The organism is Psychroserpens sp. Hel_I_66 (genome assembly GCF_000799465.1).
Lineage (GTDB): Bacteria > Bacteroidota > Bacteroidia > Flavobacteriales > Flavobacteriaceae > Psychroserpens.
Genome location: NZ_JUGU01000001.1, coordinates 2,010,993 through 2,025,794, shown reverse-complemented (window position 1 = coordinate 2,025,794; position 14,802 = coordinate 2,010,993). Strand labels below are relative to the sequence as shown.

The window sequence follows — 14,802 nt, the reverse complement described above, 5'->3', positions numbered from 1 at the left end:
TCTATAATTAATCAAAACTTTGCATATCTACCAATTTTCTATAGACACCGTTTTTAACTAGAAGTTCATCGTGTGAGCCACGCTCTGCTATTTCTCCTTTTTGCATAACAACAATCTCATCTGCATTTTGAATGGTAGATAAGCGATGGGCAATGACAATTGAGGTTCTGTTTTTCATCATATTCTCAAGTGCGTCTTGTACTAACCTTTCACTTTCAGTATCAAGTGCTGAGGTTGCTTCGTCGAGAATCATGATTGGTGGATTCTTTAATACTGCACGCGCAATGCTGAGGCGTTGTTTTTGTCCGCCAGAAAGTTTACCACCAGAATCTCCAATATTTGAATGGATGCCTTTTGGCAGATCCTTTACAAACTCCCAGGCGTTTGCTATTTTTAAGGCGTCAATAATTTCATCTTCCGTAGCATCTGGTCTGCCTAAAAGAATATTGTTTTTTACAGAGTCATTAAACAAAATAGAGTCTTGTGTAACTAAACCAATCAATTGTCTTAACGAGTCTTTTGAAAGGTCTCTAATGTCTTTGCCATCTATAGTGATACTGCCATCATTGATATCGTAAAATCGCATCATGAGATTGGCGATGGTTGATTTTCCGCTACCAGATTGTCCTACCAATGCGACACTTTTTCCTTTGGGTACTTTGATGGAATAGTTTTTTAGAACTAAATCATTTTCATATTTAAAGGAGATGTTGTTGATTCCAATTTCTGAAGAAAATGTATCCTTTTTTATTGCATTTGGTCTGTCTTCTAATGGGTTTACCGTTTCAATGACCTCTAAAACGCGCTCTGCTGCAGCGTTACCTCTCTTTACATTATTGTTTGCTTTACTCAAAGCTTTTATTGGAGTAAGAATATTATATGCTAATCCCATAAAAGCGATAAAGGATGAGGCGAGTAGCGTTTTGTCAACAATTACCATACGACCTCCAAACCAAAGTAAGCATGCTATGGTAACGATGCCCAAAAATTCACTTAAAGGCGTAGCGATATTTTGGCGATTCATCATTTTATTTGAAAAGACGAAAAACCGTTTTGTACTGTCTGTGAATTTTGAGTTGAATTCCCTTTGCGCATTAAATCCTTTTATGATTTTTAATCCGTTGAGGGTTTCTTCTAAAATAGAAAGAAAAGTGCCTTGCTCGATTTGTACATCTGCCGATTGTTGCCTCAATTTTTTTGCAATCATAGAGATAATTAGACCTGCAGTTGGTATAAAAACAAACACGAAAATGGTAAGTTTCGGGCTTATGGTAAGCATAATTACAATAGAGAATATTACGCTTAGTGGCTCTCTTACTATAATTTCTAAAACCGATAAAAATGAATTTTGAACTTCGTTAACATCATTAGATACGCGTGCGATTAAATCTCCTTTTCTCTTTTCTGAAAAGAAGCTCATCGGTAGATCAACGGTTTTTTTATATAATGTATCTCTTAGGTCTTTTAGAATTCCGTTTCTTAAAAATGTCCCGAAATATAAAGCCAGATAGTTAAAGATGTTCTTGAGTAAAAAGACCGCGATCACCAATATAATAACAAAGGTGAGCGCTCTTAATTTATCATCATTTGCATAAGATTGAACGTTATAGGTAAGTGAATCTTTGAGGTACTCTCCAATATTATCAAAACCATTTAAAATGGGTTTTTCTTTGATAACTTCTTGATCTTCGCCAAATAAAATATTAAGCATCGGCATAAGCACCACAAATGACAGTGCGCCAAAAAGAGCGTAAAGGATATTGAAAAATATATTTAAAATTGCGTAGCGTTTATATGGTAACGCAAAAACCATTATTTTTTTTAAGTAATTCATCTAGTTGAGATTCATATCGTTTAAGATATTATCTATTCGTGTATCCAATTTTTGTTCCGTAGCCTTAAAATCTGACGCATTGTCTAATTTGGTATTAACGCTGATGTAAAATTTAATCTTAGGCTCTGTACCACTTGGACGTAATGCGATTTTGCTTCCATCTTCAGTATAATAAATCAATACGTTAGATTTTGGAATATCAATTTTGTTTTCTTTGTTATTGACTACATCTTTCTCGATAGAGAGTTGATAATCTTCCACTTTGACCACTTTAGATCCATTAACTTCTGTCAATGGGTTTTCACGAGCATCAATCATCATCTGTTTGATTTCCTGCGCACCTTCAATTCCTTTTTTGGTGAGCGATATTAAGCGTTCTTTATAGAAACCATGTTCAACATATAAATCAATTAACGCTTCGTACATGGTTTTGCCATTTTCTTTTGCCTGGGCTGCAATTTCGCAAGCTAGAAGGGTTGAGGTTACAGCATCTTTATCTCTTACAAAATCGCCAACCATAAATCCAAAACTTTCTTCACCACCACCAATAAAATCCATGTTTGGAAAATCTTTGATCATTTTTGCAATCCATTTAAAACCGGTCAAACCAATTTTACATTCTACATTGTAAGCATTGGCGAGAACCGTCATCATAGGAGTAGATACAATTGTTGAGCCTACAAACTGGTTGTCATTTATTTTTCCAGATTTTTTCCATTGTTTTAAAAGAAAATCGGTCATCAAAATCATCGTTTGGTTTCCGTTAAGGATTTCCAGATGATTTTCAAGATTTCTCACTGCAACACCTAAACGGTCACAGTCTGGATCTGTACCAATAACGATATCTCCATCAATTTTATCGGCAAGTTCTATGGCCATCTTAAGGGCCTCTGGTTCTTCTGGGTTTGGAGATTCAACAGTTGGAAAATCACCATTTGGCTCACGTTGCTCTTCCACAATGCTTAGGTTGGTATAACCTGCACGCTTTAACGTCTCTGGGATTGCAGTAATTGAGGTGCCATGAAGCGATGTGAATACAATTTTTAAATTTTCTTTTGCTTCGGAAGGTGTATTGAAACTTCCATTTTTGACAGATTCATTAATGAATACGTCATCAATATCTTTTCCTATGTATTGAATATGCTCCTCATTAGCATCAAATTTTATTTCGTCATATGCTAAGCGGTTAATTTCTGCAACGATCTCAGCATCTTGTGGTGGCACCAATTGTCCGCCATCTTGCCAATATACCTTATAACCGTTATATTCTGGTGGATTGTGGGATGCTGTGAGTACAATACCACAGTGACAGTTTAAATATTTTAGTGCGAAGGATAATTCTGGAGTTGCACGAAGGTCTTCAAAAAGATAAACGTGTATTCCGTTTGCTGAAAACACATCGGCAACTACTTTTGCCAGTGACTTACTGTTATGTCTGCAATCGTAGGCAATGGCAACTTTTAAATTTTCCGAAGGAAAATAAGTTTTCATATAATTACTTAAGCCCTGGGTGTTTTTACCGAGTGTATATTTATTGATTCGGTTCGTGCCAACTCCCATAATGCCTCTCATACCACCAGTTCCAAACTCAAGATCCTTATAAAAACTTTCTTCAAGATTTTTTGTGTTGTTGGCGATTAAGTATTTTATTTTGCTTTGAGTCTCTTGATCAAAAGTAGGTGTTAACCAATTGTTGACTCTTTTTAGAAGTTGCGGTTCAATATGTGTCATCTTGAAAAATTTTATGATACAAAAATACGGAATTCAATAATTTTGAATCGTTAAGTGGATATAAATTAGAGTGGCATTTTAAAAATTAAGCTCTTGTTTTATCAAGTATCTATTTTTGTCTTGTTTTGTTCGTAATATAATTTCGCCTAAAAATCCTGCGATAAAAAACTGAGATCCAAGGATCATTGTGGTTAATGCTATATAAAACTGTGGTCTATCTGTAATGAGTCTACCTACTTTATTTAAGAACAATTTATCTATTCCCAAATAGGTTGCGAATATAAAACCTACTGCAAACATGATTACGCCTAAAGCGCCAAAAAGGTGCATTGGTCGTCTACCAAAACGGGATATAAACCAAATGGTGATTAAATCTAAAAAGCCATTTATAAACCGGTCCATTCCAAATTTGGTCTCGCCATATTTTCTAGCTTGGTGCTGCACTACTTTCTCACCAATATTTGTAAATCCTGCATTTTTGGCAAGTACTGGTATGTAGCGATGCATCTCACCATTAACATCTATATTTTTCACAACGTTTTTGTTGTAGGCTTTAAGCCCGCAGTTGAAATCGTTCAATTTAACGCCAGACGTTTTTCTTGCTGCCCAATTAAATAATTTTGATGGCAGATTTTTTGAGATTACAGAATCATACCGTTTCTTTTTCCATCCCGAAACAAGATCGTATTTCTCAACTACGATCATGTTGTATAATTCTGGTATTTCTTCAGGGTTGTCCTGTAGGTCTGCATCCATGGTGATGATGACATCACCTTCTGCTTTTGCAAAGCCTGCGTGGAGTGCTTGTGATTTTCCGAAGTTCTTTAAAAACCGAATCCCTTTAACGCTATCGTCTTTTTGGGATAATGTCATGATTTTTAACCAAGAATCATCTGTACTACCGTCGTCTATAAAGATGATTTCATATGAAAAACGATTGGATTGCATGACTTTTGCAATCCAATCGTGTAATTCTGTTAATGATTCTTGTTCGTTAAGTAGTGGTATGACTACTGATATATTCATTTATATATTTTGAAAATTAAATACCTCAAAAATAGGGATTTTATTTAAGTTTAAAGCTTAGTTACTTTTCATAACTAAACCAGCAATTAAAGACCAGATAAGTCCAAAAAGAGCGCTCATTCCAATCCAAAAAGCACTTATAATACCAGGACTTTGAAACATTTCCATAAACTTTAATGATTGGTCTAATTGATCCTGTGACATATCAGGATTTTGCTCTATCATATTGTCTTGAGCAACTTCCATCATTTGAGTCATAAATTCTGGGTCTATTACATAGTTAAAAACCAAAAAATAAGCAATATATACCAATGCACTTATTACACCAATAATAACACCAAGCTTAATTGAACTTCCAACGGTCAATACATTTGCATTATTTTGCTTGAACTTGCTAATTGCATAGAATATAGTTACTGGGAAAATGATATAATAAATATAATTTGGCCATTGCACGCCCTCTAATGCCATACCGGTAACATAAGTTACTACCGAAATAGCAATCATAACAACTCCTAAAATAACACCGTAATTAATTCCAAATTTTCCTGCTGTAATTGGTTTTGTTTCCATAAATTTAATTTGATTATTAGTTAATATGATTAATTAGTATAGATTTGTTTTTGATTGTTACAGATTTCTTCGGAATAAAAAAAGAAATAATTTATTGGTAATTTACAAAAATTACTTAAATTTGCACCTCCAAAATAGTAAGGAATTTTAAAGCATAAAGAGATGAGAAAAGGAATACATCCAGAAAATTATAGATTAGTAGCATTTAAAGACATGTCTAACGAAGACGTATTTTTAACTAAATCTACTGCTGAAACAAATGAAACAATTGAAGTTGATGGTGTTGAATATCCAGTAGTTAAATTGGAAATTTCTAGAACATCTCACCCATACTACACTGGTAAGTCTAAATTGGTAGATACAGCAGGTCGTATTGATAAATTCAAAAACAAATACGCTAAGTTTAAAAAATAAACTTAGATTTAAAATAGTTATAGAGCCTTCAGGATTTTTTCCGAAGGCTTTTTTGTTTTCTGTATTTAAGCTACTTTTGAGGTATAATTGAAATTGAAAACGTAGTAATACACTTCTAATTTTAAATTCTAATTTTTATGAACTATATTCTTTTTGATGGTCCGTCCCGCAATAATTTGTTACCATTCACATTTACAAGACCTGTTGCAGATATTAGAGTAGGTATACTAACCATTAGAGAAAAATGGGAAAAACATCTAGGGTATAGTACAACCACAGTAACCGAAGATTATTTGTCAAACAAATACCCAATGGTGGAACTTGATGAAAATGTGATGATCAACGCATCATACTTGCCAAATAAAAAATTAGTAGAAACTATTAAAGGTTTAAAAGAGAATCAAGCTATATTTCAAGGAGAAAACGTTATTGCTTTTTTTACAAAAGAGACTCAAGAAGAAGTTGATTTTGAAACATATAACGCTATTGAGTTTAACGAGCCAATTTTAAAAATCGAGAATACTTGGGATATTTTTGCTATAAACGGAGACGCGATCCAAGAAGATTTTGATTTGTTAACCCATGATAGAACCTCACAGCCAATACCAAGTTCAAATAATGTTCTTGGCTCAGAACACATATTTTTAGAAGAAGGTGCCACACTTGAGTTCGCAACTTTAAATGCCAGTAGTGGTCCCATTTATATTGGTAAAGATGCTGAAGTTATGGAAGGTAGTATCATAAGAGGCCCGTTTGCTTTGTGTGAGCATGCTACTTTAAAATTAGGAGCCAAAATTTATGGACCAACAACAGTTGGACCACATAGTAAGGTTGGTGGCGAAGTCAATAACTCGGTGATTTTTGGCTACTCCAACAAAGGTCATGACGGGTTTTTAGGAAATTCTGTATTGGGAGAATGGTGTAATTTAGGAGCAGATACCAACAACTCTAATCTTAAGAACAATTATGCGGAAGTAAGGCTATGGGATTACCAAACGGAAGGTTTTGCGAAAACCGGATTACAATTTTGCGGACTCATGATGGGAGACCATAGCAAATGCGGGATCAACACGATGTTTAACACTGGTACAGTTGTTGGGGTGAGTGCTAATATCTTCGGAAGCGGATTTCCTAGAAATTTCGTTCCAAGTTTTTCTTGGGGAGGAAGTTCTGGTTTTACAACATATTTAACCAACAAGGCGTTTGAAGTTGCAGAAGTTGTAATGAAACGTCGAGGCATTGAATTTTCCGAAGAAGATAAGCAAATATTAGAGCACGTCTTTGAAGAGACAAAAAAATGGAGAAAAAATTAACCCTAAATCAAAAATAACATGAAGTTTATTAGCCCTTTAATTTTAATATTGGCATTAAATTTTGGGTTTGCCCAAACCTACACAATCAAGAACTTAGAGCTTAACGACGATAAAAGTCAATATGGTGTTGTGTTTTATAAAGGAGACAAAGTATACTACACATCGTACATGCTCGATGATAGAAATAGAGCAAGATTAGATAATGACAAGCGTTTGATCTTTACGATGTTTGAGGGAGAAATGACCGACGATGGCGAAATCATCAACCCAAAACAATTCAATAAATCTGAGAAATTTGTATTCAATACATCAAGTGCAGGTTTTAGCAAGGATGGCAAGTACATGTACATTACCACTAATTTTATGAAACGTGGTAAATCGTATAAACGTAAGCAAAAATCGATAAATCTAAATATTCAAAGAGGAGAATATAAAGAAGGTGTTGGTTGGACCAACTTTGAGCCTTTACCTTTTTGTAAACCAAGTTATAATTACGGTCACGCTACTTTAGGACCAGATGGTTCTACTTTGTATTTTACATCAAATGCAGATGGAGCTCATGGGCAAACCGATATTTTTAAAGTAAAAATATTAGGTAATGATGAATATGGTGAGGTGGTTAATCTTGGTAAAAAAATAAATTCACCTAGAAAGGATATGTTTCCATTTATTAGCAATGAGAATGTATTATATTTCTCTTCAGATCGTGCTGGAGGTGTTGGTGGTTTGGACGTGTATAGTTATGACTTAAATGGTGACCCAGATACAACTGAGCCAAAACTGTTGCCAGAACCAATTAATAGTAGAAGCGATGATTTTTGCTATATCGTAAATGAAGATGGTACTAAAGGTTATTTTTCATCAAGACGACCTAAAGGAAAAGGTGATGATGATATTTACTTTTTTACTTTAGAGTAAATCCTTTTAAAAAAAATAGCCAACTAATCTAACCAATCTTGTGTTTAAACGTACATTTTATAACGTTTTAAATGTCTCAATACTATACTTTAGTATATTGATTTTAGACTTATGTTTCATGATTTGGAGCGGATGTGATGCGCTCAGGTTCATCACAAAGCCCTTATTAATGCTCATATTAATATTGTTTTATGTAGTTAACGAAAGGAAATCAAAACGATTAAAATATCTATTTACTCTTTTAGGCTTATTCTGTTTTTTTATAGCGAACTCAATTATGCTTTTCAAGACGGGAATTACAATACTATATGTAGGAAGTTTGTTTTTTATAATAGGTAAAATATTTTACGCATGTAGATTTTCCAATAATAGTGATTTTGACTTGTCCTTTGTATTCCCCTTAGTTGGAATTTACCTTATTTATATGTTTATTATTTTAAATTTAACAATGGAGAATATGGGAGATTTCTTGATACCAATACTCATATTTTTATTCGTAACACTTTTGGCATTTCAATTTGCTCTATTGAGAAAAAAAGCTGTGAACAAACAAAGTTATCTTTTGGTTATCATTGGTATGCTATTATTTTTAATTGCAGATACCTCTTCGGTTTTAAGCTCGTTTTATCATCATTTTACAAATCAGGACATATTTACAATGTTCTTTTACGGAGTTGCCCAGTATTTAATTGTTTTAGGATTGTTAAGAGAAAACAATAATCTGAAAATTTAATTTTTTGAAACACGTTTTAAATCCAATAAATTAATAGGATTAATCCCTAAGCCAGAAACATCTTTTCTAGTAAAACGAACCACTTCATCATAAAATAAAGTAACAATTGGCGTTTTTGACATCACTAAGCTGTCCATTTTAGTATAAAGTGCTTCTCGTTTTTTTGGATTTGTAATGGTAAATGCTTCTTGGTACCAATCATCAAACTGATTACTTTTAAAATGAGTGTAGTTAGGTCCATTTGCTGCAAAGTTTTTGCTGTAGTACAGCGATAAATAATTTTCAGCATCTGGATAATCTGCCACCCAACTAGCTCTAAACATGTCTAATTTACCATTGGCTTTGGCCTCTTTTAAAGTTGCTGCAGGTATGACATCTACATTTACTGTAATCCCAACTTTTTGTAGCTCTCTCTGGATATATTCACAAAAACTCAAATAATTACTGGTTGTGGTAATGGTGATCTCAGGATTTTGGATTCCCGTCTCGGTTTTAAATTCTTGCACCAAATCTTTTGCTTTTTCTGGCTCAAATCTAAAACCTATATTCGCATTGTAACCAGGTAAACCTTTTGGGATAAATCCACCATGAGCAGGAATTCCAATACCGTTTCGTAAATAGGTCATCATTTTTTGTTTATCAAACCCGTAATTTATGGCTTGACGTAAGGTTTGCGATTGCATTTCAGGAATGCTGGAATCCATAAAAAAGGCGAGATACTCAGTATTTAAATATGGACCGCGAATCATGTTAACATCTGCAGCATAAAACTCACGAAGCTTCCCTGTGGCAGTTAAAATCTCATCTTTATATGAGGCATCCAATCCAGAAACAAAATCAATGTTGCCCTGCGCAAACTGTAAAAATTCACTCTGCTTATCTGGTAAAAATGTGATGGCAACTGCTTCGAGATATGGTAATTGTTTACCAGAATTGTCGGTTTCAAAATAATTATTATTTCTTCGGAAAACGAGCTTTAAGTTCTCTTCCCATCGTTTAAACTTGAACGGTCCTGTACCAATTGGGTTTGCTCTAAAATCACTTTTATAGTGCTCCACGATTTCCTTTGGCACTACCGAACAGTATTTCATGGTCAAAAGACCCAAAAAAGCTGGAAACGCTTGTTTTAGTTTGATTTCAAAAAGGGTGTCGTTTATGGCTTTAAAGGAGTCTACTTTATTGAGCGTCCAACTTCCGGGAGATGCTATTTTTTTATCCAGCAATCGGTTGAGACTGTATTCAAAATCTGAAGCGGTTACATGTCGCGTGGAGTCTTTTCCGAAGAGATTATGTTTATGGAATTCTACATCATCACGAAGCGTAAAGGAGTAGGTGAGTGCATCTTCGGAAATCGTCCAATCCTTGGCAATACAAGGCTGGACGTTGAGCTCTTCATCCATTTGCACCAGCCCATTGAACAATTGGTTGATTGCCCAGATATCTGCATTGTCCTTAGCAAAGGCAGGATCTAGCGAGCCAATGTTTTTATGTTCGTTGTACCTAAAAACAAGATGGTCTTTATTGGTTGTTGTTTCATTTCCGCAGGAATATAAAACGAGGCCTAAAATAAGTATTGATATGTTTTTGAGATGTTGTTCCATAAAAATTAACCTTCGGGAAGTGCTTTCCAGTTTTTGATCACTTTTGTGAAGAAGAATATGAAAATAATTCCGGAGAAAAATAATATCCAGCTCCAACCAAATTCAAAAATATCAAATACGGTGTCGCAACTACGATAGGTATCATAATAATTTGGATCTGCACGACAAGCATCACTTTGGTGCATGGTTATAATTCCCAATATAAGTAGTAGATAAAGTGAAAACCCAACTATTGAGATGTTTACACAAATGGATACGATTAATTTTTTTATGCTCTTGTAAAAAAGTATAGGTATCAATAATATGATCGTAGCCAAAGTAAAGATAAAATAGATAATAAAGTACATGACTACATCATCACTGCCTCCCGCTAAATAAAAAATTAAAGCTGTGAACAACGATATGACCAACGTTAGTACTCCAACGATTATGATGCTGAAAAGTAATTCTTTAAGTCCCGAAATTCTAAATATGAAGATGAGGGCAGCAAAAAAGAATGCGATCCAAATAAATATGTGGATGCCTTCGGCTGGATCACTTGCTTTTATGCTTTCAATATTTTCAAAGACATTGCTAAGGGCTCTGTTTTGATAATGGTAATCTGTGAGACGGTTGTAGAAAAATTCTTCGGTTTTAGTTCTATCAACATTAACACGACTGTTATAGTCATGTTTAGCTTTTGGCGTGTCTCTGATAAAGTTTCTGACTTCAAAATTTGTGGGATGATACACTAAATCCAACCACTCATTTGTTGTTAGGTTATGGTTGATTTTATAATTGTCGGAAATCTTTAAAAAGTCAGCCAGCAGTGTTTTGATTTCATTTCTGTCATTGCGCTCTAAAAGTTCGTAATTACGTTGGTTTCTAAACTGGTGCCTTGTAGAGAATGATCGGTTGTAACTATAATCATACTCTTCGTAGTCATTATAATTGTAATCATAAGGCTCTTCTATAATCTTGTCATTTTTAGACTTATAAAAAGTAGATGACATATTATAGTAAGTTGGATAAGGCGTTTTTATATAGGCATTCATGTTAATGACCGAATCCTTGAAAAAGTAAATTCTTAGGGAATCGGTTGTTTTGCTAAATACGTATCCAGTATTTGTTGAGCCATCATAAGACTGTTGCTGAGGTATAATTTGCGTATTGTAAGGCTCTCCTATTTTGGTTTCTACAGTGCGCAGTGAATAATATTGGTAGTCTTCATCCTCAAAAGAAAGATAAGGTTTATCATAATCTATAAATTTTGAGTTATCCTCGCAATACAGTTCGTAAAAGGGTTTTGGAAACCTGCGCTGGTTTAGCGTATAATCTGTTATGTTTTCTGAAAGAAACAAAGCAGCATCGTTAGCAATCTTAATTTCATTGGTAATCTGTTCGTTAGAATACGTAGCCGAAATATAGGTTTTCATCCCATATTGATACGATAAATAAAAAGTTGTACAGCTAAAAATGATGATGAGGTATTGAAAAAACTGACCAAATAATTTTAATCTCGATGATGGATAAAAGTTTTTAACCCCATTGTTTTTAAACATATTAATGAGCCACGCAACGACAAGTAGTATAGATATGACTATAGATAAGAATATAGATCCATTTTCAAAAAAGATATATTCTACATTGCTATCTTGTAACATTTTAGGATTAACCAAAGTAAATAAACCAAACACAAAAAAGATAAGGTGAAGTACTAACGCTATTGAGAGCATCCATACCAATTTGGTGTTCCAAATTGTTGGGTAGCGTTCAAGTAAGTATTGGTTGGTTTTATATATAAATTTTTTCATTGTGAAGTGAGATTAAGAAACGAAGAATCGTCTTGTAGATTTTGTGATATTTCTCGTATAGGTAACATCTATTTTATGTTTACCAAGCGACTCTAAAACCGAAGAAAATGCGGTGCTTTCTTTGAAATAACACACATAAATTCCGCCATTATAAATTAGTTTTTCCAGGTTTAGACTTTCAAAAATAGTCAATAGCTCTTCGCGTTTAGCTTCACAATCAATTTCAACAATGAGGTGATTATCCTCATCGGTGACAACTTGTTTGTTATCTTTATATTGACCATCTTTTAAGTAAATCACCTTATCGGAAATTTTCTCAACCTCATACAATTGCTGCGAACTTAAAATAAGTGCAATTGGGTTATTTATAGAATTGCAGATAGATTTTAAATCCTCTAAGATCACCTGCTGTGCCAATACATCTAAATTTGCCAATGGCTCATCAAGGAGTAATAATTCTGGCTGGCGAAGTAATGTGCGGGCAAGTTCAAAACGCATTTTGTAACCAGACGAGAGTTCACTCCATTTAAGGTGTTTGTAATTCCATAGACCAAAGCGAGCAATCATCATGAGCACTCTGGTTTCATTTTCTTCTGGTGCGATCCCGTAGTTGGACAACACAAATTTGAGGTTATCCTTTAAGCTTCCATACCATTTTTGGGTTCTTTGCGGTATGTAAACCAAATTTGTTCTCAAATCATAATCTGAGTCGTAAGGCGTGTCAAATCTAAAATCTAAATTACCTTCATTATATTTTATTTCTTTAGCTAGAACGCGCAGTAAGGTGGTTTTTCCATTCCCGTTTTCGCCAACCAAACCATAAACTTCACCTTTATGTATTTTTACTGAAATCGGTCCCAATTTAAACCTGTTGTAACCATAACTCTTTATCAAATTGCTGCCCACAACTACAGGGTTATTGGTATTGTATTCTATGATTGGGATTTTCGAGACCCGTTCTAAAATAACCAATGATCGCTCAATGAGTTCTGGTTCTTTTTCTGGGAATTTCTCTTTCCAATCGGTTAAATCAATCACCTCACGGTACAAATCAAGGTCTTGTGTATCAATCACGCAATCCATTAATTTGCGATAGCCAAGAACCAGATCTTTATTTTTAAAAAAAGAAATGACCTCTTGTATTCTTGCTTCTGCTTTAGACATAGGTATGTTGGTTATAGGTTTTAAAAGAAGAAAAAGCCAATAGAATGCAAAATATGTGACTTTTATATGAATTTTCCAACTCTTAATATAAACAAGTAAATATAATTAGATTTCTATGCCTATAGAAGTTTAGATGTAATTATGACTAAAAAAAGTTGTGGTTTAAAATTAGTTTGTAAACTATTCGTACCTGAGGGTTTTAAAAATTAGTAATTTTTTTCTTCGGAAGTTTTAAAATAAATGATTTTGACGTTGAATAAAATGCGTTCAACGTTTTATTTCCGTAGAATAAAAGAAAAGTTTGTACAGTGTTTTTCTTAGATTACATTTACTTGTTTTTAACTGAAATTCAAATATTTAAAATGAGAAAATTACTTATATCAACTTTAATTTTAGTTGTACTTACCTTGTTGATGTCTTAAATAAACAATAGATAAAATTCTGGTTTCTAATTATGATGATGAGAGATTTATATTGAAAACGGAAACACAAAATTCAAACAATGAAGATGTTGTTTGTTATTATACAGAACAATACATATGAGAGTAACCAAAAAAAAACCGAAACTTAAAAGTTTCGGTTTTTTTTTATTCATTTATATTCTAATGCCAACAGGGAGCATTTTTTTATATTTTCTATGTCGCCTAATAAATTTTGCGATTTCTGGGCTAGTAGGGACAACGCTCAAGTTACTCTCTGCGATGTGATCAAAAACCAAGGTTAAAAAATCTTCTTCAAAATTCTCATCTGTTACCGATTCGGGAATAATCAATTTAGTTAAAAAGATCTTTCGATCTTGACTGGAATATTCAATAATTGCAAGTCCATCTTGAACCTTTAACTCAAATTGACGTAAAAAGTCATTATCTGTTAATTCAGCAGCATCAATCATAATAATTTGTATTTAATTCAATGGTCGGTAGGGTAGAACTATACTTTTGCATAGTTTTGTGGTACAAATTTACGAAAAATATAACAGATATTACAAACTGTTTACATAAGCACTTATGCAACAAGAAACTATACATGTATATTTAATGCCAGGAATGGCAGCAAACCCTACGATTTTTGAGCATATAAAACTTCCTGAAAAACAGTTCGAAATCCATTGGCTTGAATGGATAATGCCCAACCAAGGTGAATCTTTAGAGTCTTATGCAAAGCGAATGATCTTGAATATAAAAGAAGAAAACGTCGTTTTGCTTGGTGTTTCGTTTGGCGGAATATTAGTTCAGGAAATGAGTAAGTACATGAACTTAAGAAAATTGTTTGTTGTTTCCAGTATTAAGTCCAAGCACGAGCTGCCAAAAAGATTAAAAGTCATGAAATTTACTAAGGCCTATAAAATTTTGCCTACTCAGTTGGTTTCTAATATAGATGTTTTGGCAAAGTATGCCTTTGGCGAAACGATTACAAAACGTATTGAATTGTATAAAAAATATTTATCTGTTAATGATAAACAATATTTAGATTGGGCTATAGAGAATGTCATAGAATGGGATCAAGAAGAGCCCAACGAGGACGCTATATATATACAGGGAGATAACGATGCTGTGTTTCCTCACTCTTGTGTTGGTAACTGTATAATAATACCGGGCGGAACTCACATCATGGTGATCAATAAATACAAATGGTTTAACGAAAATTTACCAAAACTAATCTTAGACTAAGTTGAAACTCATCGTTTAATTTTATACATTTG

Annotated in this window: 13 protein-coding genes; 5 read left to right on the top strand and 8 right to left on the bottom strand. The window is 33.6% G+C overall.

The features are described from left to right. Nucleotides 1–7: 7 nt before the first annotated feature. From GQ40_RS09145 to GQ40_RS09130, 4 genes are all read right to left on the bottom strand, one after another. Nucleotides 8–1,834 (bottom strand): ABC transporter ATP-binding protein, encoded by a 1,827-nt coding sequence (locus GQ40_RS09145; protein ID WP_047547730.1) that lies wholly within the window; start codon nt 1,832–1,834, stop codon nt 8–10. Beyond that, nucleotides 1,835–3,565 (bottom strand): phospho-sugar mutase, encoded by a 1,731-nt coding sequence (locus tag GQ40_RS09140; RefSeq protein WP_047547728.1) that lies wholly within the window; start codon nt 3,563–3,565, stop codon nt 1,835–1,837. A gap of 78 nt (nt 3,566–3,643) precedes the next feature. Next, a complete protein-coding gene (locus GQ40_RS09135) occupies nt 3,644–4,591 on the bottom strand; it encodes a glycosyltransferase family 2 protein (RefSeq protein ID WP_047547726.1) in 948 nt (315 codons plus the stop codon). A 57-nt stretch (nt 4,592–4,648) separates the two neighbouring features. Further along, complete coding sequence (locus GQ40_RS09130; protein ID WP_047547724.1) at nt 4,649–5,164, bottom strand: DUF4199 domain-containing protein; 516 nt, start codon at nt 5,162–5,164, stop codon at nt 4,649–4,651. Between the two features lie 162 nt (nt 5,165–5,326). On the opposite strand from GQ40_RS09130, the gene GQ40_RS09125 reads away from it, so the two are divergent. The 4 genes from GQ40_RS09125 to GQ40_RS17445 all read left to right on the top strand — a co-directional run bounded on the left by GQ40_RS09125 (nt 5,327) and on the right by GQ40_RS17445 (nt 8,542). After that, nucleotides 5,327–5,578 carry a type B 50S ribosomal protein L31 gene (locus GQ40_RS09125; RefSeq protein WP_047547722.1) on the top strand — a complete coding sequence of 84 codons (252 nt, stop codon included), beginning with the start codon at nt 5,327–5,329 and terminating at the stop codon, nt 5,576–5,578. Between the two features lie 137 nt (nt 5,579–5,715). Beyond that, nucleotides 5,716–6,891, top strand: coding sequence for a GlmU family protein (locus tag GQ40_RS09120; protein ID WP_047547720.1), 1,176 nt, complete (start codon nt 5,716–5,718; stop codon nt 6,889–6,891). An 18-nt stretch (nt 6,892–6,909) separates the two neighbouring features. Continuing rightward, a complete protein-coding gene (locus GQ40_RS09115; RefSeq protein ID WP_081990195.1) occupies nt 6,910–7,809 on the top strand; it encodes a TolB family protein in 900 nt (299 codons plus the stop codon). A gap of 169 nt (nt 7,810–7,978) precedes the next feature. Continuing rightward, nucleotides 7,979–8,542, top strand: a complete 564-nt coding sequence (locus GQ40_RS17445; protein WP_197052665.1) for a lysoplasmalogenase family protein — start codon at nt 7,979–7,981, stop codon at nt 8,540–8,542. Here the strand turns inward: GQ40_RS17445 and GQ40_RS09105 are convergent. The 4 genes from GQ40_RS09105 to GQ40_RS09090 all read right to left on the bottom strand — a co-directional run bounded on the left by GQ40_RS09105 (nt 8,539) and on the right by GQ40_RS09090 (nt 13,992). After that, the gene (locus GQ40_RS09105; RefSeq protein WP_047547716.1) at nt 8,539–10,143 is read right to left on the bottom strand and encodes an ABC transporter substrate-binding protein; all 1,605 of its coding nucleotides are present in this window, start codon (nt 10,141–10,143) and stop codon (nt 8,539–8,541) included. The genes GQ40_RS17445 and GQ40_RS09105 overlap by 4 nt on opposite strands. A gap of 5 nt (nt 10,144–10,148) precedes the next feature. Continuing rightward, entirely contained in the window at nt 10,149–11,936 is a 1,788-nt protein-coding gene (locus GQ40_RS17150) for a hypothetical protein (protein WP_052184210.1), read from the bottom strand. A gap of 12 nt (nt 11,937–11,948) precedes the next feature. Continuing rightward, on the bottom strand, nt 11,949–13,100 hold the full coding sequence (locus GQ40_RS09095; RefSeq protein ID WP_047547714.1) for an ATP-binding cassette domain-containing protein: 1,152 nt from the start codon (nt 13,098–13,100) through the stop codon (nt 11,949–11,951). Nucleotides 13,101–13,695: 595 nt separating this feature from the next. Next, complete coding sequence (locus GQ40_RS09090; RefSeq protein WP_197052664.1) at nt 13,696–13,992, bottom strand: GNAT family N-acetyltransferase; 297 nt, start codon at nt 13,990–13,992, stop codon at nt 13,696–13,698. A gap of 115 nt (nt 13,993–14,107) precedes the next feature. Between GQ40_RS09090 and GQ40_RS09085 the strand changes: the two genes are divergently transcribed. Then, nucleotides 14,108–14,770, top strand: coding sequence for an alpha/beta hydrolase (locus GQ40_RS09085; protein ID WP_047547712.1), 663 nt, complete (start codon nt 14,108–14,110; stop codon nt 14,768–14,770). Nucleotides 14,771–14,802 lie beyond the last annotated feature (32 nt).

Bases quoted from the DNA above. Each gene is read 5' to 3' on its own strand.
- GQ40_RS17445 (WP_197052665.1), top strand. From the start codon at position 7,979: ATGCTCATATTAATATTGTTTTATGTAGTTAACGAAAGGAAATCAAAA.
- GQ40_RS09095 (WP_047547714.1), bottom strand. From the start codon at position 13,100: ATGTCTAAAGCAGAAGCAAGAATACAAGAGGTCATTTCTTTTTTTAAA.
- GQ40_RS09125 (WP_047547722.1), top strand. From the start codon at position 5,327: ATGAGAAAAGGAATACATCCAGAAAATTATAGATTAGTAGCATTTAAA.
- GQ40_RS09120 (WP_047547720.1), top strand. From the start codon at position 5,716: ATGAACTATATTCTTTTTGATGGTCCGTCCCGCAATAATTTGTTACCA.
- GQ40_RS09085 (WP_047547712.1), top strand. From the start codon at position 14,108: ATGCAACAAGAAACTATACATGTATATTTAATGCCAGGAATGGCAGCA.
- GQ40_RS09135 (WP_047547726.1), bottom strand. From the start codon at position 4,591: ATGAATATATCAGTAGTCATACCACTACTTAACGAACAAGAATCATTA.
- GQ40_RS17150 (WP_052184210.1), bottom strand. From the start codon at position 11,936: ATGAAAAAATTTATATATAAAACCAACCAATACTTACTTGAACGCTAC.
- GQ40_RS09105 (WP_047547716.1), bottom strand. From the start codon at position 10,143: ATGGAACAACATCTCAAAAACATATCAATACTTATTTTAGGCCTCGTT.
- GQ40_RS09145 (WP_047547730.1), bottom strand. From the start codon at position 1,834: ATGAATTACTTAAAAAAAATAATGGTTTTTGCGTTACCATATAAACGC.
- GQ40_RS09115 (WP_081990195.1), top strand. From the start codon at position 6,910: ATGAAGTTTATTAGCCCTTTAATTTTAATATTGGCATTAAATTTTGGG.
- GQ40_RS09090 (WP_197052664.1), bottom strand. From the start codon at position 13,992: ATGATTGATGCTGCTGAATTAACAGATAATGACTTTTTACGTCAATTT.
- GQ40_RS09140 (WP_047547728.1), bottom strand. From the start codon at position 3,565: ATGACACATATTGAACCGCAACTTCTAAAAAGAGTCAACAATTGGTTA.
- GQ40_RS09130 (WP_047547724.1), bottom strand. From the start codon at position 5,164: ATGGAAACAAAACCAATTACAGCAGGAAAATTTGGAATTAATTACGGT.